This is a genomic window from Pseudoalteromonas espejiana DSM 9414 (assembly GCF_002221525.1).
In the GTDB taxonomy this organism is placed as follows: domain Bacteria; phylum Pseudomonadota; class Gammaproteobacteria; order Enterobacterales; family Alteromonadaceae; genus Pseudoalteromonas; species Pseudoalteromonas espejiana.
In genome coordinates this window covers 3,237,615-3,255,073 of record NZ_CP011028.1, presented here as the reverse complement: position 1 = coordinate 3,255,073, position 17,459 = coordinate 3,237,615, and the positions used below count along the sequence as shown (strand labels likewise).

The 17,459-nt window shown below is 40.6% G+C and carries 16 protein-coding genes; 11 read left to right on the top strand and 5 right to left on the bottom strand.

Going from position 1 to position 17,459, the window contains the following annotated elements; genetic code table 11:
• The first annotated feature begins 31 nt into the window (after positions 1 to 31).
• Entirely contained in the window at positions 32 to 931 is a 900-nt protein-coding gene (locus PESP_RS14775; RefSeq protein WP_089348711.1) for a Dyp-type peroxidase, read from the top strand.
• Here PESP_RS14775 and argR read toward each other — a convergent pair.
• Positions 928 to 1,395, bottom strand: coding sequence for a transcriptional regulator ArgR (argR, locus tag PESP_RS14770; protein WP_004587918.1), 468 nt, complete (start codon positions 1,393 to 1,395; stop codon positions 928 to 930). The two genes, PESP_RS14775 and argR, sit on opposite strands and share 4 nt — an antisense overlap.
• Positions 1,396 to 1,620: 225 nt before the next feature.
• Between argR and mdh the strand changes: the two genes are divergently transcribed.
• Positions 1,621 to 2,553 carry a malate dehydrogenase gene (gene mdh, locus PESP_RS14765; protein ID WP_089348710.1) on the top strand — a complete coding sequence of 311 codons (933 nt, stop codon included), beginning with the start codon at positions 1,621 to 1,623 and terminating at the stop codon, positions 2,551 to 2,553.
• A gap of 93 nt (positions 2,554 to 2,646) precedes the next feature.
• Here mdh and ispB read toward each other — a convergent pair whose 3' ends face one another.
• Complete coding sequence (ispB, locus tag PESP_RS14760; protein ID WP_089348709.1) at positions 2,647 to 3,618, bottom strand: octaprenyl diphosphate synthase; 972 nt, start codon at positions 3,616 to 3,618, stop codon at positions 2,647 to 2,649.
• 421 nt (positions 3,619 to 4,039) lie between these two features.
• Between ispB and rplU the strand changes: the two genes are divergently transcribed.
• The 7 genes from rplU (at position 4,040) to PESP_RS14725 (ending at position 9,576) form a co-directional block, all read left to right on the top strand.
• The gene (rplU, locus tag PESP_RS14755; protein WP_004587921.1) at positions 4,040 to 4,351 is read left to right on the top strand and encodes a 50S ribosomal protein L21; all 312 of its coding nucleotides are present in this window, start codon (positions 4,040 to 4,042) and stop codon (positions 4,349 to 4,351) included.
• Positions 4,352 to 4,367: 16 nt separating this feature from the next.
• Positions 4,368 to 4,625, top strand: a complete 258-nt coding sequence (gene rpmA / locus PESP_RS14750) for a 50S ribosomal protein L27 (protein ID WP_004587922.1) — start codon at positions 4,368 to 4,370, stop codon at positions 4,623 to 4,625.
• A gap of 136 nt (positions 4,626 to 4,761) precedes the next feature.
• A complete protein-coding gene (cgtA, locus tag PESP_RS14745; RefSeq protein WP_089348708.1) occupies positions 4,762 to 5,913 on the top strand; it encodes an Obg family GTPase CgtA in 1,152 nt (383 codons plus the stop codon).
• Positions 5,914 to 5,983: 70 nt separating this feature from the next.
• Positions 5,984 to 6,475 carry a type 3 dihydrofolate reductase gene (gene folA / locus PESP_RS14740; protein WP_164504431.1) on the top strand — a complete coding sequence of 164 codons (492 nt, stop codon included), beginning with the start codon at positions 5,984 to 5,986 and terminating at the stop codon, positions 6,473 to 6,475.
• Between the two features lie 78 nt (positions 6,476 to 6,553).
• The gene (locus tag PESP_RS14735; protein WP_089348706.1) at positions 6,554 to 6,931 is read left to right on the top strand and encodes a DUF3718 domain-containing protein; all 378 of its coding nucleotides are present in this window, start codon (positions 6,554 to 6,556) and stop codon (positions 6,929 to 6,931) included.
• A 163-nt stretch (positions 6,932 to 7,094) separates the two neighbouring features.
• Complete coding sequence (locus tag PESP_RS14730) at positions 7,095 to 9,020, top strand: methyl-accepting chemotaxis protein (protein ID WP_089348705.1); 1,926 nt, start codon at positions 7,095 to 7,097, stop codon at positions 9,018 to 9,020.
• Positions 9,021 to 9,102: 82 nt separating this feature from the next.
• Positions 9,103 to 9,576: a peroxiredoxin gene (locus PESP_RS14725; protein WP_089348704.1), complete on the top strand. Its 474-nt coding sequence runs from the start codon at positions 9,103 to 9,105 to the stop codon at positions 9,574 to 9,576.
• Positions 9,577 to 9,628: 52 nt separating this feature from the next.
• Here PESP_RS14725 and PESP_RS14720 read toward each other — a convergent pair whose 3' ends face one another.
• A complete protein-coding gene (locus PESP_RS14720) occupies positions 9,629 to 11,404 on the bottom strand; it encodes a S8 family peptidase (RefSeq protein WP_089348703.1) in 1,776 nt (591 codons plus the stop codon).
• Positions 11,405 to 11,733: 329 nt separating this feature from the next.
• On the opposite strand from PESP_RS14720, the gene PESP_RS14715 reads away from it, so the two are divergent.
• Both PESP_RS14715 and PESP_RS14710 read left to right on the top strand, forming a co-directional pair.
• On the top strand, positions 11,734 to 12,918 hold the full coding sequence (locus PESP_RS14715; protein WP_089348702.1) for a BaiN/RdsA family NAD(P)/FAD-dependent oxidoreductase: 1,185 nt from the start codon (positions 11,734 to 11,736) through the stop codon (positions 12,916 to 12,918).
• A gap of 78 nt (positions 12,919 to 12,996) precedes the next feature.
• Positions 12,997 to 13,905, top strand: a complete 909-nt coding sequence (locus tag PESP_RS14710; protein WP_245852088.1) for a tetratricopeptide repeat protein — start codon at positions 12,997 to 12,999, stop codon at positions 13,903 to 13,905.
• A 43-nt stretch (positions 13,906 to 13,948) separates the two neighbouring features.
• On the opposite strand, the gene PESP_RS14705 is transcribed toward PESP_RS14710, so the two are convergent.
• On the bottom strand, positions 13,949 to 16,708 hold the full coding sequence (locus PESP_RS14705) for a S9 family peptidase (RefSeq protein ID WP_089348701.1): 2,760 nt from the start codon (positions 16,706 to 16,708) through the stop codon (positions 13,949 to 13,951).
• 160 nt (positions 16,709 to 16,868) lie between these two features.
• Complete coding sequence (slmA, locus tag PESP_RS14700) at positions 16,869 to 17,456, bottom strand: nucleoid occlusion factor SlmA (RefSeq protein WP_004587943.1); 588 nt, start codon at positions 17,454 to 17,456, stop codon at positions 16,869 to 16,871.
• Positions 17,457 to 17,459 lie beyond the last annotated feature (3 nt).

Genomic DNA, 17,459 nt, shown 5'->3' with positions numbered 1-17,459 from the left:
ACTGTGTTTTGAATAAAACTAAGGAATAACAATGGCACAAGCGCAATCTGGGATTTGTGCTGAAGCAAACTTACACGGTTTGCATTTATTTTTTAATGTATTTGACGGCCAAGATGAGTCGTTGCGCGCAAAGCTTAAGCGAGTCAGTGCGATTGAAGAAGAGTTTAATGATCAATTCTCTGAAGCCATGCTCTCGTGCATGGTTGCCATTGGCGCGCAATATTGGCCGCATATTCTACCGGAATACATTCCCAGTGAATTACAAAGCTTTCCCAATATTAACCACAGCGATTTTGTGATGCGGGTTCAGCCTTGTGATTTATTTATACAAATTCGCTCAGACCGAGAAGATGTAAACCATCTATTTGCTTTGCAAATTTTAAAACTGTTTTCGCCCGATGTAGAACTAGTTGAACAAATCCGTAATTTTAGATTTTTAGATGGCCGAGACTTTAACGGTTTTATTTATGGTGGAAATACTCCCCACGGAAGACAAAAGCGTGTTACTGCATTGGTAAATAAGCCAGATAGCTTTGAAAACCAAGGCAGTTATATTCATGTACAACGCTTCAAGCACGACCTTACAGTATGGCAGCATCTTTCTCTTAGCGAGCAAGAGCATATTATGGGCCGCACGCGTTTAGATAACACCTTAATTGAACCAAAGGTCGATACAAGCCACGCCACGCGCAGTGAGTTAGTTGATGAAAACGGCCATGCTATTTTACTTAACCAAAGCATACCATATGGCGATGTTTACGAGCAGGGCATGCTCAGCATAACGTGTTCGGCTTCGGGCAGTGCATTTGAAAAAGTATTGGCTAGTCGCTTAGGAGAAGGGGAGTGCTACGACCATTGGCTTGATTTTACTCAAGCCGATATGGGGTCTGCGTTTTTTGCGCCGTCAATTGGCTTTTTAAAGCAGCTTTAAACCGTATCAAATAAAATACGAACGCGCTCTAGGGTAATGTCTATTTCAGATATTTTTGCTGGGGCAATAAAAATAGTGTCATCACCTGCTATTGTGCCTAGTACGCCATCGGCTTTACCTAACGAGTCAAGTAAGCGGGCAATTAGCTGTGCAGCGCCAGGGCTGGTGGTGATGATAATCATCATCTCATTGTGCATTATATCAATAACTAGCTGGCGTAGCGGGCTCTTAGCCGTTGGTACACCCATTTCAGCCGGTAAGCAGTAAACCATTTCTTGTTTAGCGTTACGTGTACGCACTGCGCCAAACTTGCTTAACATACGCGACACTTTACTTTGGCTTATATTATCAAAGCCTTGTTCTTTTAATGCTTCGACTATTTCGCCTTGCGAGCCAAAGTTTTCTTCTTTTAAAAGCGCTTTAAACGCTTTTACCAGTGCTTCTTGTTTGTCTTGTGGTTGCATAGTCTTTATTCATTTTTGTTATTTATGCTGTAAATTCTACACAAAAATGAATAATTATGCAGCAGTTGTTTAGTTAACTTGCCAGTTTGCTGCGATAAACCAACAAAGTTTACAACTATGGTCGAAAATATACCTGAAATAAGCAGGATAAATTTGTTTTTAGTCGCTAATTTCATTATCTTAAGAGCCACAAATATTTCCTACCTCAAATTACGGAGAATTCCAATGAAAGTTGCTGTATTAGGTGCTGCAGGCGGTATCGGTCAAGCGTTGTCTTTATTATTAAAAACAGGCTTACCAGCTGGTTCTGAATTATCACTTTACGATGTTGCGCCAGTTGTACCAGGTGTTGCTGTTGACCTATCTCACATCCCTACAGATGTTAAAGTAGCAGGTTTTGGCGCAGACGATTTAAACAAAGCGCTTGAAGGTTGTGATATCGTACTTATCCCAGCGGGTATGCCACGTAAACCAGGTATGGATCGTGCGGATTTATTTAACGTAAATGCCGGCATCATCAAAACATTAGCTGAAGGCATTGTTGCTAGCTGTCCTAAAGCGTTAGTAGGTGTTATCACTAACCCAGTAAACGGCACAGTTCCAATTGTTGCTGAAGTATTCAAAAAAGCAGGTACTTACGACGCTAAGCGCGTATTCGGTATTACTACGCTTGACGTAATTCGTTCAGAAGCATTTGTTGCTGAGCTTAAAGGCGTAGACGTAGCAACTGTTAAAGTACCAGTAATTGGTGGTCACTCAGGCACAACTATCCTTCCGCTACTTTCTCAAGTTGAAGGCGTAAGCTTCACTGAAGAAGAAGTTGCTTCACTTACTCCACGTATCCAAAACGCAGGTACTGAAGTAGTAAACGCTAAAGCGGGTGGCGGTTCAGCTACATTATCTATGGGTGCTGCTGCTGCACGTTTTTGTATGTCTTTAGTTAAAGGCCTACAAGGTGAAGAAGTAGTAGATTACGCATACGTTGCTGTTGAAAATGGCGATGCAGAGTACTTTGCTCACCCAGTACGTTTAGGCACAAACGGCGTAGAAGAAATTCTTTCTTACGGCGAACTAAGCGCATTTGAAGAAAAAGCTAAAAACGATATGCTTGAAACACTGAAAAAAGACATCAAAGAAGGTGTTGATTTCATGGCGTAATAGCCAAGATATACACAAAAAAGCCTGCTTATGCAGGCTTTTTTATTGCTCGAAAATTATTACCCTTAATGTTAGTTAAGGGGGGCAACCAAATTAGTGATCTCGCTCTACAGCAATACGCGCTAAGCTAATTAGTGCTTGTTTATATTCTGACTCTGCTAAAAAGTCTAAACACGCAATGGCCTTTTCTGCCTCTTGTTGCGCCTTTTGCATGGTAAATTCAAGTGCGTTGGTTTCTTTAAGCGCCGTTAAAATAGCCTCAAGGTGGTCCATACCATTACAATGCTCAATGGCATCACGAATAAGCGCTCTTTGCTCATCACTACCGTGCTGCATAGCATATATTAATGGTAAAGTTGGCTTGCCTTCAGCTAAATCATCACCAATATTTTTACCTAATTGGTCGGCGTCGGCGTTGTAATCGAGTACATCATCAACTAACTGAAAAGCAGTACCTAAATGCATACCGTATAAGTTTAGTGCATCTAAAACGCTATTGTCTTGTTCGGTTATAATTGCTGCAAGCCCAGTAGCTGCTTCAAATAACTTAGCTGTTTTAGAATAAATCACCTGCATATAGCTTGCTTCAGTGGTATCAGGGTCATTGCAATTCATAAGCTGCAATACTTCACCCTCAGCAATAATATTGGTAGCATCGGCAAGAATTTGCATAATCTGCATTTTGCCAAGCCCCACCATTAGCTGAAACGAGCGAGTGTAAATAAAATCCCCAACAAGCACGCTTGCCGCATTACCAAACTCAGCATTAGCTGTTGGTGTACCACGGCGCAGGTTAGACTCATCAACAACATCGTCATGCAATAGTGTTGCGGTGTGAATAAATTCAACAATCGTTGCCAAGGTAATATGATCTTTGCCTTGATAACCTAAAGCTCTTGCTGCCAATAGAGCAAGCATAGGGCGTACACGCTTGCCACCGCTGTTAACGATGTACAAACCGAGTTGATTGACTAACGCCACATCTGAGCGCATTTGCGCGTGTATAAGTTGATTGACGTCATTCATATCGCTTTCGATTAACGCCTGGATAGCTTTTATATCCATTGATCTCCGAGCCAATTTTTATGTGTGAACGGCGCCGATTGTACAACAAAAAATGCACTAGCTCGATATTTTGTGACGATTCATTAAAAAAACCGAGTTAAAAAGCTTAATTGAGGCTTAATTAGCTAATTTAATTGTTTGTTTTGCAATCAAAGCGTGTTTATTAAGTGTGCAGTGAATAACTTCTGGAGCAGGCGTAACTGTGTACTAATTTATTTTATTATTCGGTTAAAAAGCGCTTGGCAACAGGGCAATTTAATATAAAATGGGGGAAATATTGAATTGCTCTCAATGCAGCTACTTTTTATTCATTTTAATTACAAAATAGGCTTGCTAGTTTTTATGCATTAGCGTAAACTTCGCGCCCTATCGAAGAATATTTTAGTTGCGTCGATTTGAGGGCGCACAGACGGAGTTAATTATGTACGCGGTTTTCCAAAGTGGTGGTAAACAGCATCGTGTGACTGAAGGTCAAACGATTCGTCTTGAAAAATTAGACGTTGAAACTGGTGCAGCAGTTGAATTTGATTCAGTACTTTTAGTTGCTGATGGTGAGAAAATCGAGATCGGTGTACCGTTCGTAAACGGTGGTAAAGTAACAGCTGAGGTTGTTTCACATGGTCGCGGTGAGAAGATTAAGGTTGTTAAATTTAGACGCCGTAAGCATTCTCGTAAGCAAATGGGCCATCGTCAATGGTTCACTGAAGTTAAAATCACTGGCATTAGCGCTTAATTAGAGGTACTTAGAAATGGCACATAAAAAAGCAGCTGGTAGTACTCGTAACGGTCGCGATTCAGAAAGCAAACGCCTAGGTGTTAAGCGTTTTGGTGGCGAATCAGTTCTAGCGGGTAGCATCATTGTTCGTCAACGTGGTACTCGTTTCCACGCTGGCGCAAACGTAGGTATCGGTAAAGACCACACTATCTTCGCAAAAGCAGATGGTAAAGTTCAATTTGAACAAAAAGGTCCTTTAAACCGTAAATACGTAACTATCGTAGCTGAGTAATCAGTAAGGTAGTAAAAAACCCCGCCTTTGCGGGGTTTTTTGTTTTCAGATACATCAAATATATACCCAAGCCTGCATTTGCGTTGGCTTGGGTATATAATAGTTAAATTAAAGCCAATCCCTAAAGTGAGTAATCATGAAGTTTGTAGATGAAGTAGAAATTCGCGCAGAAGCTGGTGACGGCGGCAGCGGTGTCGTGTCTTTCCGTCGAGAAAAATATGTACCAGACGGTGGCCCTGACGGCGGTGACGGTGGAGACGGTGGTAGTGTTTATCTACAAGCTGATGAAAACTTAAATACCCTAATTGATTACCAGTTTGAACGTTTTCATCGCGCAGAGCGTGGTACTAATGGTCAAAGCCGTAACTGTACAGGTAAAAAAGGTGAAGACTTAATGGTAAAAGTACCTGTTGGTACGCGTATCATGGATGTTGACACACAAGAAGCGTTAGGTGATTTAACGCAACATGGTCAAAAAATTGTGGTTGCAAAAGGCGGTTTCCATGGCTTGGGGAATGCGCGTTTTAAATCAAGTACAAACCGTGCTCCGCGCCAAAAAACGCTAGGTACGCCAGGCGAGGTGCGTAATCTTAAGTTAGAGCTTATGTTGCTTGCTGATGTAGGCCTACTAGGTTTACCAAATGCGGGTAAATCTACGTTTATTCGTAGTGTATCGGCAGCTAAGCCAAAAGTAGCCGATTACCCGTTTACAACGCTTATACCTAACTTAGGGGTTGTTCGCCCTGAAGCTAACAAGTCATTTGTAATCGCAGATATTCCAGGGTTAATTGAAGGTGCCTCAGATGGTGCAGGCCTTGGTATTCGCTTTTTGAAGCACCTTGAGCGTTGTCGTGTATTGTTACACGTGATTGATGTGATGCCGGTTGATGGTTCAAACCCAATTGATAACGCATTTGCTATTATTAACGAGCTACATCAATACAGCCCTAAGCTTGCAGACAAACCACGCTGGTTAGTGTTTAATAAAATAGACTTATTACCAGAAGACGAAGCACAAGCGTTATGTGAGCAAATTGCACAAGAGCTTGGTGAAGAAGAAAACGTTTACCGTATTTCTGCAGTTAATAAGCTTAATACTCAGCCGTTAATTCACGATATTATGGCGCTACTTGATAGCATGCCTAAAGAGAAGTTCGAAGAAATCGAAGACGAAGAAGTTGAGTTCAAGTGGGATACCTACCATCAAAAAGCGACTAAGAACGACGATGATGATTGGGATGACTGGGACGAAGATGATTACGACGTAGAAGTAGTCTACGAGCGATAAAATCGAATTAATTAAAAAGGAGCGAAAGCTCCTTTTTATTTGTTTAATATAAAAGTATTAGGTATTTAGTGTGATAATTTCAATGATAGCCGCTATGGCAAATAACCGTGTTATTGGCCTTGATAACAATATGCCTTGGCACTTACCAGCCGATTTACAGCATTTTAAAAAGGTCACAACGGGGAGGCCTGTGATCATGGGGCGCAAAACCTTTGAGTCAATTGGCCGACCGTTACCGGGGCGCCGAAACATAATTATTACCCGAAATGAGAATTACAGTGCATCAGGTATTGAAACAGTTACTACGCCAGAGGCCGCGCTAGACTTGGTTAACGAAGTGGAAGAGGTGATGATTATTGGTGGTGGTAATATTTATCAGCAATTTTTACCTTTAGCTACTCGTCTATATTTAACCTTTATTGACTTAGCGGTTGAGGGGGATACTCAGTTCCCAGATTATCAAGCTGAGGCAAATTGGCAAATCGTCGATGAACAGCAAAATAAACCCGACGAAAAGAATCAATATAGTTATAAATTCGTAACTTTATATAAAAAAGATTAACATTATTGCGAAACTTTCAGCAGGTTGGTACAATATTAGGCAGTCAAAATAGGTAAAAAGTACCATAAAGGGTGTTTCATGTTTAAATTGTCAAAGCTAGTTGTTATCACAGCCGTTGCTGCTGGTTCGTTAATGTATACCGTGCCTGCTAAAGCAAATGATCAATTAGCTGTATCTATTTGTGAATATATTGCAGCTGACGATAAAAATCGTTTACGTAGTAAACTAAAAAGTTCACGTGTAAAAATTCGCAATATTTACGATGCTGTTCAATGTAATGGTAATAACTTACTGCGTCATGCTGTAGCTAGTAACGCTGTAAATTCTGGTGAGTACATAGTTAAAAACTTATCAAAAAGTTCATTATCAGACGGCGCAGACATCGCGTGGGCTGAAGGTAATGGCCACGGTGGGTCACCATTAATTGCTGTAATAAAAGACCGTGCTGGTCTTTAATTAGCAATTATAAAAAAAACCGCGTTTATCGCGGTTTTTTTATGTCTAATTTTTAATGCTTTACTCGTATATTTACACTAAATATACGCGTTTTGAATTACTTACATTAAATTGTCATAAATAGTTAATACTCTACGCGCATAAACACGAGGGGTAGTTATTTATGCGCGTTTCATCTTTTACTCGGTTATTAGCTATTTTGCTAACTTTAGCCAGTATTTTATTAGCTATTACATTATTTTGGGCAAGCCAAACCTTACTTAAACTTGAGCAGCAAGATAGCGCGTATAGTGAATTAAAAAACACTATTGTAGTCGATTTAGCTGGTTTTTTAGGAACCTACCTCGAGCAAGGAGATAGCCAATACTTAAATCAATCCTCGGCTTTAATTGAGCAAGTAAAAGGCCTGCAGCTTAAGGTTCTACCAAGCATGTTAGCACTACAACTCAATAAGCAGTTAAGTAATTTAGATACTGATATTAAAGGCAAATACAGGGCGCTTGGCAAACTCTCAGGCAACGAAACTGCACTGCTTGATAACGCGATACGACAAATGATGGGATCAGCGTCGTCATTAATTAGTTACGCTAAAAAATCTCCCAACCAAAACGCTAACGCATTGGCTTACTACTCTCTTGCTGCTGATTATTACAACGAAGTTGTAAACCTTAGTTTATTTACTTACCAGCTAGTTATGAACTATGAGGCAAGTACTAAGCAGAGCTTGCAACAAAGTGTTACTAACTTGAACTCGTTAGCCATGCAAGTAGAGCAACTACCAAACTTAGGCGTTATGAGCGAAGTGGACGAAGATGCCTTGTTTTTTGATGAAGAAGCAGAAGACTTAGCCGATGAGATAAAATCAGAGCTTATTAGTTGGCCTAACCGTTATCCACGTGATTTAGCAAACACCCTTGAACAAGCACAGCTTAGAGAAGCAGGCAGCACTGCACTTCGTAATCAAATAAGCCTGTTATCTAAAACGGTAATTAATGCAGAGCAACAGCTAAAACAACAGCAAAGCGCCCTTAAAGAAAAGGTATTTTGGGTGTTTTGCTTTGCCATTAGTACACTCGTTTTATTGGCAGCAGGTGTATATATCGTACAGCGTAATCAGGTGCTTAACCCGCTCAGGCAGCTTAGAGATGGATTTGCATTTTTAATTGAAAGTAATGAGCTTAAAAATATCCAAAGCAAAAATCCAAAAACAGAAGTCGGTGAAATAGCCAGTTATTTTAACCAACTTATTGAGCGGCAACGACAAGAAGCGCATGAGCGTGCTCAAATGTTAAAAGTAGTAAATAGCTTTATGTTACAAATGAGCGAGCACTTGCATACGATTAGTCAACAAACTGCAGCAAGTCATGGGCAGGTTGAACAAAATCAGCACTTACTTACCGACATACAAAAAATTGGCGAGCACGTTAACGAGATTAATAGCCAAGTTGCAGATAACGCAAAAACTACCTTTAGTGCTATGGAGCAAAGCTTAGGCTTTGCGCAGAGTATGCTAAACGCCAGTTCAGATACGCAGACACGAGTTGAGCAAAGTATGCAAAACCTGCAAGAGCTGTTATCTGGGGTTGAAGGAGTAGGGCAAATTATTGAAGTGATCCGAAATATTGCCGATCAAACTAATTTACTTGCGCTTAACGCGGCAATTGAATCAGCTCGTGCGGGTGAGCACGGACGAGGCTTTGCAGTAGTTGCTGATGAAGTAAGGCAGCTAGCACGCCAAACACAAGGGTCGTTAAGTGACATTAATGAGCAACTTACGCTTTTAAGTGAAAAGTCAGGTGTGGTATCTACGCAAATATCAGCTTTAGCAAACGGTGCGCAGTCGCAAACTCAAAATGCCCAAGAGCTCAAAGTAAACTCCGAAGGCGTAGCGAGTAATGCACAACATGCTAATAAGGTTGCCTTTGAGGCAATGGCGCTTGCAAAACAACAAAGTGCTCTACTGGATAACTTTAGTCAGTCTATGCAAAGCATGAAAGGCCAAGTAAGTGAATCAAGCCTACTGGTTGATGATATTCGCGCTCAGCTTCAGCAGCAAACGCAAACGATAAAAGCGAATCTCGGTTTGTAAATTCAGTATTAAAACTTTGCTTTTAAGCGTGCTTAATAACGTTATACTGTGAGTACATTAATCAAATGCTTAAGGATTTATTATGATTGAACAAGGCCAAACTTTACCCGCAGTGACATTATCGCAATTAACCGATGAAGGTATGCAAACGCTTACTAATACTGAGCTTTTTAGCGGTAAAAAAGTTGTGTTATTTGCAGTGCCAGGTGCATTTACCCCAACGTGCTCAAATGCCCATTTGCCTGAATTTATAACCCTTAGCGATAAAATTAAAGCCAAAGGCATCGCTGCAATTTACTGTGTATCAGTAAACGATGCGTTTGTTATGAAAGCATGGGGTGAGTCTCAAAATGCGCAAGAAATTGATATGCTTGCAGATGGCGATGCCAGTTTTACTAAAGCATTAGGCCTTGATAAAGACACCGGCGGTTTTGGTGGTACACGTTCTACGCGTTATGCAATGATTATTGATGACAACGTAGTAAGCGGTTTATTTGTTGAAAAAGAAAAAGAATTTACAGTAAGCCGTGCAGAAGCAGTTTTAGAAAAACTATAACCACACAGCGTTTTAAATTAGGCCCTAAGTGCGCACACTTAGGGCCTTTTTGTTATGGCTGGTATTGGCCGCTTAAGGTTAAGCCCGAGAAGGTGCTATAAGCATTAACACTTAAGTGCCATGTACCTGCTTGTGGATTGCTAAATGTACATGTTTCTGCGTTGCCGTTTTTATAAGGACGACAATCGTAGCTAGACGCTGTAGGTTGGCTGCCATATTTAACAAATAAGTCAGCATCACCGCTACCACCTGAGGTTGTTACGGTAAACGTGCTCATACCTGCTGGTACATCTAACGTATAGTGCTTCCATTGACCTGTATTTGCACTGACATCACTTACACTTCCACCACCAGCTTTTGGCGTACTTGAATTTCCACTTGCCGCAGCGACTGCAGCCGCAGCATCAACAATACCTGTACCACAGCTGGTACACGTTGCTGCAAATGAGCGAGTTGTTGATTTTAAAATGCTTTCAATTTCATCAGGAGTAGCATTAGGTTTTGCTTGCTTAATTAATGCAGCTACACCGGCAACGTGAGGAGCCGCCATTGATGTACCTTGTGAAAAACCATAGCTATCGCTTGATGGTGTAGAAGAACCTGAGTTGTAAGTAGATAAAACACCTTCAGAATCGTTTGCAAAGCTTTGTGCGCCACCCGGTGCTGCAACGTCAATGTTGCTACCGTAGTTTGAGTAATATGCGCGCCCACCATTACGACCAACCGATGCAACGTTTACAACGCCACTACAGTTACCCGGGTTATAGTTTGCTGAATTATCGTTGTCGTTACCCGCAGCAATAACAACCACAGTACCGTTACTACGTGCTGTGTTAATCGCGTTTTGCGTAGTAGAGCTACACGAGCCGCTGCCACCTAAACTCATATTAATTACATCAGCAGGGTTTGAGTTTGCAGGGATGCCAGATACATTTCCGCCCGATGCCCAAATAATGCCATCTGCAATATCTGAAGTTAAACCACCACATTTGCCAAGTACACGTACTGGCACTACTTTAGCATCGTAAGCAACACCGGCTACACCTTCGCCGTTATTAGTAACAGCAGCAACAGTACCTGCAACATGCGTTCCGTGCCAGCTAGAGCTTTGTGCGCCGTTATTGCCACATTCACCCGCGGCTACAGCATCACCCGGATCGCGAGCATCGCTATCGCGACCACCACCATCGTTAGCTACCGACAGGTTAGAGATCATATCGTAACCAGGTAAAATATTAGCGTTTAAATCAGCATGTGGGCGATAACCTGTATCAAGTACGGCCACTACCACACCGCTACCGGTTGCGGTATCCCAAGCGGTAGGTAAATTTAAGCCACTGGCTTGTTCGTAGTAGTGCCATTGATCGCCATAACGAGGATCATTAGGCGTTGCAAATGGTTTAAGCATTTGATCCACTTCAATGTATTCAACATTGCCAGAGGCCACCATTTCTTGCATAAATTCTTGTGCTTCTGATGCACTTAGCTTTTTGTCTGCACGCATAACGTGATGGTTATTAAGCGCCATAGCACGAATATATTTAGCTTTAACTTTGCCTTTTTTAGATGCGAAATTTTTAACAAAGTTTTTAGCGCGTTTTTTCATGTTTGAAGGGCTAGCATCAGCAACTGAAAAACTTGCCATATCGTTAGCGCTATTTTTGTATTTAATAATAAATTGGGTTTCAAAGCCGGCTTGGCTTTGTAGCTTTGCCGAGGTTTCTGCCATAGAGGTTGAAACATCTTGAGCAACACTTGCAGATGCTGCAAATACGGTACTAATAGTTAGCGCTATTGCACAACGCTTAAATGATTTACTTGTTGTCATAATTATCCCTAGTTGTTATTAGTCAATTCGTAACGCTTGATTACGAAACAGAAACAAAGGTAAATGATCTGTTAACCTCTTTAAAATACCAATTACTTATGTACCTATTTCTTTTGGTTATAACTTAGGCGATTAGCGGTTTTGCAGCATTTTAGTATTTGTTATTAAATAACAAAATAAGGTATAAGTATTAGTAGTTTTGACTGGTTTGATGTGAAGCGTAATTAAGTGTAATTACATTTGTTGCTATATAATTAACAATAAATTCTGTTCAGGGTGTTTAGCTAAACTTTGCTATAATTGAGCAAATTTTTTAGTAAGGTAAAGTAATGAATCAAGTAGATGTAATTGTTATTGGCGCAGGTGCAGCCGGGTTAATGAGCGCTACACAAGCAGGTTATCGCGGCCGAAGCGTTACAGTGCTTGATATGGGTAAAAAACCAGGCCGAAAAATTTTAATAAGTGGTGGGGGGCGTTGTAATTTTACAAACGAAAATGCCAGCCCCGAAAATTACCTATGTGGCAACCCTCACTTTGTTAAATCGTGTTTAAGCCGTTACACGCAACACGACTTTATTGAGCTGGTGGATCGCCATGGCTTGGCTTATCACCACAAAACTCTAGGCCAGCTTTTTTGCGATAACAGCGCACAAGATATAGTAGATATACTACTAACTGAGTGCGAGTGGGCGGGTGTTAATATTAAATTACGTAGCGAAGTGTTAAGCGTTTCTAAAACTGAGTCTGGTTATAGCGTTACCACAGAGCAAGAAACCTTAACATGCGAGTCGTTAGTTATTGCATCGGGCGGTTTAACAATGCCCAAGCTTGGCGCTTCCCCCATAGGCTATAAAATTGCAGAGCAGTTTGGCTTAAACGTACTGCCTACCATGGCGGCGCTAGTGCCATTTACTTTGCACCAACATGATAAAGACCGCTTTGAAGGGCTTTCAGGTATTAGCATACCGTGTGAAGTTTCAAGTCAAGACGGCACAGTATTTAAAGAAAATATTTTGTTTACCCACCGTGGCCTTTCGGGCCCTGCTATATTGCAAATAAGCTCATTTTGGCGAGCAGGGCAGGCCGTAACCATTAACTTACTTCCTGAGCTCGATTTAAAACAGCAACTAGCCGATTGGCGAGAAACACAATCTCAAAAGTCATTAAAAAATAGCCTGGCGACTATTTTACCCAAACGCTTTATAGAAATACTACACGAGAGCAAAGCCATCCCTGATTGTAATATTAATCAGCTTACCCATGCTCAAATAGATGAGCTGGTACATTATATTCACGCGTGGAAAATAAAACCTAATGGCACAGAGGGCTACCGTACCGCTGAGGTAACTTTGGGCGGTGTTGATACCGACGAGCTTAGTTCTAAAACTTTTGAAGCTAAAAAAGCCAAAGGCTTATATTTTATAGGCGAAGTTACCGATGTAACGGGCTGGCTTGGGGGCTACAACTTCCAATATGCGTGGAGCTGTGGGTTTGCATGTGGGCAATATGCATAAGCATTTCAGCGTATTGTGGTAGGTGAGATAAAAATATTACACTCTTAATTAAAGGTGATTTTAAAGAGTGTAATATTAGTGCGTATATTTTTGCTGTTAAGCATTGTTGCTATAAGTTTTAATGCATTAGCGTCAGAAAACTACAGCGATCATGAAGCATTTTGTTTGCAGCAATCACAACAGCAGTGCCTCCCATATATTAAAACTCGCCTTAATGATGCTAAAAGAAACCCCGCAGACTGGTATAAAATTAAAACCTACGAGTTTGATTACTACTACGACTACCAACAGTTCGATAATTTATTTGCCGCTATAACACCATTTGTAAAACAAGAGCACCTACCGGGTATTTTTAAGCTGCAAATGTATTATTACTACGCTAAAACCCTTAATTATATTGGTAAAAAAGAAGAGGCAAAAGTTTATGCAGCAAAAGCGTTTTCACAGCTTGATGGCATTTATGATGCGTTTGGCGACCCACTAAGGCTGGTGGAATTGGCTAATTTACATTATGTATTTGGTAGTAAAAAAACAGCCATGCGTTTGCTTATAGACGCAGAGCAACGTTTTGCAAAAAACAACGACCCTATTTTTCATTTAGAGTTGCATGTAAACAAGGCTCATATTTACTTAAATTGGCAGCAATACGAGCAAGCTATACGCAGTAATTTAATGGCGTATAACGCCATTAAACACACTAATCATCATGCTAAAATTGTGCTCGCAAGTGGCAATTTAGCTTACAGTTACCATCAAAATAAAAATTATAAAGAGGCTATAAGCTATTATAAAAAAGCGTTTGATTTCACTGAGCCACAAAGTATTTATCAAGCAATTTATAGCTTACGTTTAGCACAAGCTCATTGGCAAACAGGCAATATGGCACATGCCAAAAAGTGGTTGAGTCGCATTGATAGAAACACCACTGATTTTGGTAAAGGGCATGCTGCATTGTATAGCAAGCTGCAACAAGCCCTAATAGAATAACCCTAAAATTTTATTGATAGGCTCTAGTTCTATCGAATATTATTTACTCTTCAACGAATGCTTCGCCTTGTGTCATCCACTTTGCAGCTGGTTTACCTTTTAAGTAATGATCAAAGTACTGCATCATACGTACTGAAAAATCGACCTGATTAGGAAACTTTTTCAAGTGGTGTGGTTCGCCTTCGTATTGTAAAAAGGTCGCGTCTTTACCTGCTCTTCTTAGTGCTAAGTAGTACTGTACGCCTTCGTGCCACGGTACTGCGTCATCTTTATCGCCAAACATAATTAAAATAGGGGTATTTACTTTATCTGCAAAAAACACCGGTGAGTTTTCAATGTAAAGCTCGGGTGCTTCAAATAAGTTTTTACCTATACGGCTTTGCCCTGTTTCGTATTGAAATTGACGTGCAAGGCCCGACTTTAAACGTATGCCACTGTAAGCACTTGTCATGTTTGAAACCGGCGCGCCCGATACAACCGCTTTAAACATATCTGTTTGAGTGATCATAAATGCACTTTGATAACCCGCCCATGAATGCCCTTGTAGGCCTATTTTATCTGGGTCGGCTATACCTAAATCTATTAATTTTTGAGTGGCGTTTATCATGGTTTGCGTTGACGATTTACCTGGGTGGCCTATTTCAAAGCGAATATCAGGTAAAAATACAGCGTAACCGTTTGAAGTAAACATAGGGAAGTTAGGACGGTGATTTAGCTCCATTTTAGGAAAATCATACATGCGCTGGCTCATGTAGCGATAAAAGTATACAACAACCGGTACTTTATCTCCTTTTTTATAGCCTGCAGGTTTGATTAGCACCCCTTGTAAGTCTTCGCCATCAAAGCCTTTATAGCTTATTAGCTCTGGCTTTTCGCCCCAGGCAAAATCAGCAATTTGTGGGTTTAAATGAGTCACCTTTTTAGGTGCAGAAAAGCTAAAGTCAGTTTGGTAGTAATCAGGAAATTGTTGGTAAGTTTGCTCGGTAAACAGGTATTTATTGGCATTTTTTGCTTTTTTAACCACATCAAAGCGTTTATTACCGCTAAGTACTTTAGTGACTGTGTTTGAGCCTAAGTCGAGCTTAGCAACTTCACGCTGTTTTGATTGTAAGTTCACAGCCGATAGTAGCAAGGTGTCGTCTTTATTATAGCCAATTAAGTTTTTATCTAGCTGAATTACGCGGTATTGGGTGTCTGTATCTTTACCGTTTGTAAGTTGGGTTGCTTGTTGGGTATTTACATCAAACGCCCAAATATCGTATTTGCTATACACTAATACTTGGCTGCTGTTATTTAACCAACCGGCAAACCCATAGCCAGGCTGCTCTGATGGGTAGTCGTGCTTGTCATCTGCAAAGGTGGCATTAATAGCTTTGCTAAGCGCAGTTACTTTATTATTTTTTAAATCTTTAAGCTGCACTTGGCTATTAGCAAAATAAGCCGCGTACTGACCATTTGGCGCAAGGCTTGGTGTAAACGGAGAGTTTTTAACAATTGTTGTTTGCTCACCGGTATTTACATTAATGCTGTAGTAGTCGGCAAAAAAGCCGCCGTACATTATTTTTTCAAGGTGAGCTTGGTTTGAGTAGCCTAATACGCTTTGGTTTCGCTCAGTGTTAAGCGCTAAATCGCTCACTTTTTCATTACTAAGCTGTACTGTTTTTTGGCTATTTAAATGTAAAACGGCGCTGTAATGGCGGTTTTTATTGACCTTGTTCCACTGTTGTTCTTCGCGTGGTTTTATTTGAGCGTCGTTATTGTGCCAAACATTCAGCCCTTTATGCTCACGAATCGTGTCAAAGTCATACAGTGACGCTTCGTCTGTGTACTCTTTTGCTGTTATTTTTGCAGCGAGTTTTGGGTGATTTTCAAAGTATAAACGCTCGCCATCTTCGGAGAATGTAATTTTTGATGTTTTGCCTATTACCCACTCTTTATTAGGGGAGTCGATAGTGCTAAGGGTATTATTTTGCCAAAGTTTTAGTTCATATTGCCTACGGCGTGTATCGTCATTTACATAATTACCTAAGCTAAATGCTGCAATTTCTTTACTTGGGTGCCACACAATTGTTTGCGCAACAACACCTGGCTCATCTATTAGTACACTTTGTGCAAAGTTGTTATTGAGTTCAAGCAGTACAATTTGATTATTATTGCCATCGCTGTAACTTTGGCTTGCGAGTAACTGGCTGGCTTTAGGGCTTATGGCGTAACTAAATACATTATTTAAGCTATGTGTTGTGTTGTTTTTTAAATCGACAATAACCAGCTCAAAGCTTTTATCTTTTTTGTCTGGCGTGATCTCGCTTTTTTCTTCAGTTTTATCGTCGGTGGTTTCGTCTTTTTCAGCTTTTTGATCAACTCTGTAAGCAAGCCACTGGCCATTATCAGCTAATACATAATCTTTTACGTCGGCAAATTGTTGTTTTTCGCCGGTTTGAGTGTTGATGAGTATAAGGTTGTTTTTTAGCTCAGACTTCTTTTTAGCGGTCTCTTGCTCTAAAAGCGTTGGTACTTGTGTAAAGGCCACCCAGTTAGCTGATTTATTAATAACAGGCTTAGTGCCGCGCTCTACAGTACTTAATAGGGTGTTTGTAGCTAAATTATAAACTTGGCCACTGGCGTTTCCACGATATGGTTTAGCGCTAAAGCTAAGTATGTTTCCGTTTTCAGAAAGTTGCGTTTGCTTAGCGTATTTAAAATCAAATACATCTTTAAATGCTAACGCCTGCTGAGCAAAAGCAGAGGAACTCGCTAAGCTTGCTATAAGCGCAGAGCTTAAAAAGGTGAGCGTTGTTTTCATTATTGATTCTCGTTTTTACGGTGCTTTTAGGGTAACAACCATTGTAACGAGTTTGGCTTATATTTCGAGCGGATCAGATAAGCGGTATAAGAAAAGGGATGAAAGGGAGTAAGCTAAGCGCGATTAAGTACCGCGCTTAAACGAAGTGAGTAAATTTGTGTTATAGCCAAATTTTTTGTAGTTCAGGCCATTGTTTTTCAAACTGAGAGCTTGGCTTTACTTTAAAGTCGCTGCGTACAAATTGGTTCATTTTGCCCTCTACGTAAGCAAGTAAAAAGTTTGCTAAGGTGAGCTCATCGCTTTGAAAAGTTTTACCTTCACGGAGCTTTCGCTCGCGCAGAACTTGTTTGAATTGTGTTTCTAGTTTTTCAAATAAACCTTGTACACGCTCGCGTAATCGCTCTTGCTCACCTTGCAGGGCGTCGCCTGTTAATATGCGGGTAATACCTGGGTTTTTTTCTGCAAAGGTGAGTAGCAATAATAAAATATTGTAAACGCGTGTTTGGCTTTCTTTTTCGTTTTCTAAAATAAGGTTAATGCGCGACAAAAGGGTGTCTTCAATAAACTCAATTAGGCCTTCAAACATACGTGCTTTGCTAGGAAAATGACGGTAAAGCGCAGCTTCAGAAACGCCTACTTCAGCAGCAAGCTTCGCTGTGGTAATTCGTTGTCCTGGGCTGGTTTCTAACATTTGTGCGAGTGCTTGCAGTATCTGCTCTTTGCGATTACTTCTTTTTGTCGCAGGCATGAA

What these genes read in the sequence shown, in the direction of transcription:
- cgtA (WP_089348708.1), top strand. Translation starts at nt 4,762, where the DNA reads ATGAAGTTTGTAGATGAAGTAGAAATTCGCGCAGAAGCTGGTGACGGC.
- argR (WP_004587918.1), bottom strand. Translation starts at nt 1,395, where the DNA reads ATGCAACCACAAGACAAACAAGAAGCACTGGTAAAAGCGTTTAAAGCG.
- PESP_RS14730 (WP_089348705.1), top strand. Translation starts at nt 7,095, where the DNA reads ATGCGCGTTTCATCTTTTACTCGGTTATTAGCTATTTTGCTAACTTTA.
- PESP_RS14775 (WP_089348711.1), top strand. Translation starts at nt 32, where the DNA reads ATGGCACAAGCGCAATCTGGGATTTGTGCTGAAGCAAACTTACACGGT.
- rpmA (WP_004587922.1), top strand. Translation starts at nt 4,368, where the DNA reads ATGGCACATAAAAAAGCAGCTGGTAGTACTCGTAACGGTCGCGATTCA.
- PESP_RS14725 (WP_089348704.1), top strand. Translation starts at nt 9,103, where the DNA reads ATGATTGAACAAGGCCAAACTTTACCCGCAGTGACATTATCGCAATTA.
- PESP_RS14705 (WP_089348701.1), bottom strand. Translation starts at nt 16,708, where the DNA reads ATGAAAACAACGCTCACCTTTTTAAGCTCTGCGCTTATAGCAAGCTTA.
- PESP_RS14735 (WP_089348706.1), top strand. Translation starts at nt 6,554, where the DNA reads ATGTTTAAATTGTCAAAGCTAGTTGTTATCACAGCCGTTGCTGCTGGT.
- ispB (WP_089348709.1), bottom strand. Translation starts at nt 3,618, where the DNA reads ATGGATATAAAAGCTATCCAGGCGTTAATCGAAAGCGATATGAATGAC.
- rplU (WP_004587921.1), top strand. Translation starts at nt 4,040, where the DNA reads ATGTACGCGGTTTTCCAAAGTGGTGGTAAACAGCATCGTGTGACTGAA.
- mdh (WP_089348710.1), top strand. Translation starts at nt 1,621, where the DNA reads ATGAAAGTTGCTGTATTAGGTGCTGCAGGCGGTATCGGTCAAGCGTTG.
- PESP_RS14715 (WP_089348702.1), top strand. Translation starts at nt 11,734, where the DNA reads ATGAATCAAGTAGATGTAATTGTTATTGGCGCAGGTGCAGCCGGGTTA.
- slmA (WP_004587943.1), bottom strand. Translation starts at nt 17,456, where the DNA reads ATGCCTGCGACAAAAAGAAGTAATCGCAAAGAGCAGATACTGCAAGCA.
- PESP_RS14720 (WP_089348703.1), bottom strand. Translation starts at nt 11,404, where the DNA reads ATGACAACAAGTAAATCATTTAAGCGTTGTGCAATAGCGCTAACTATT.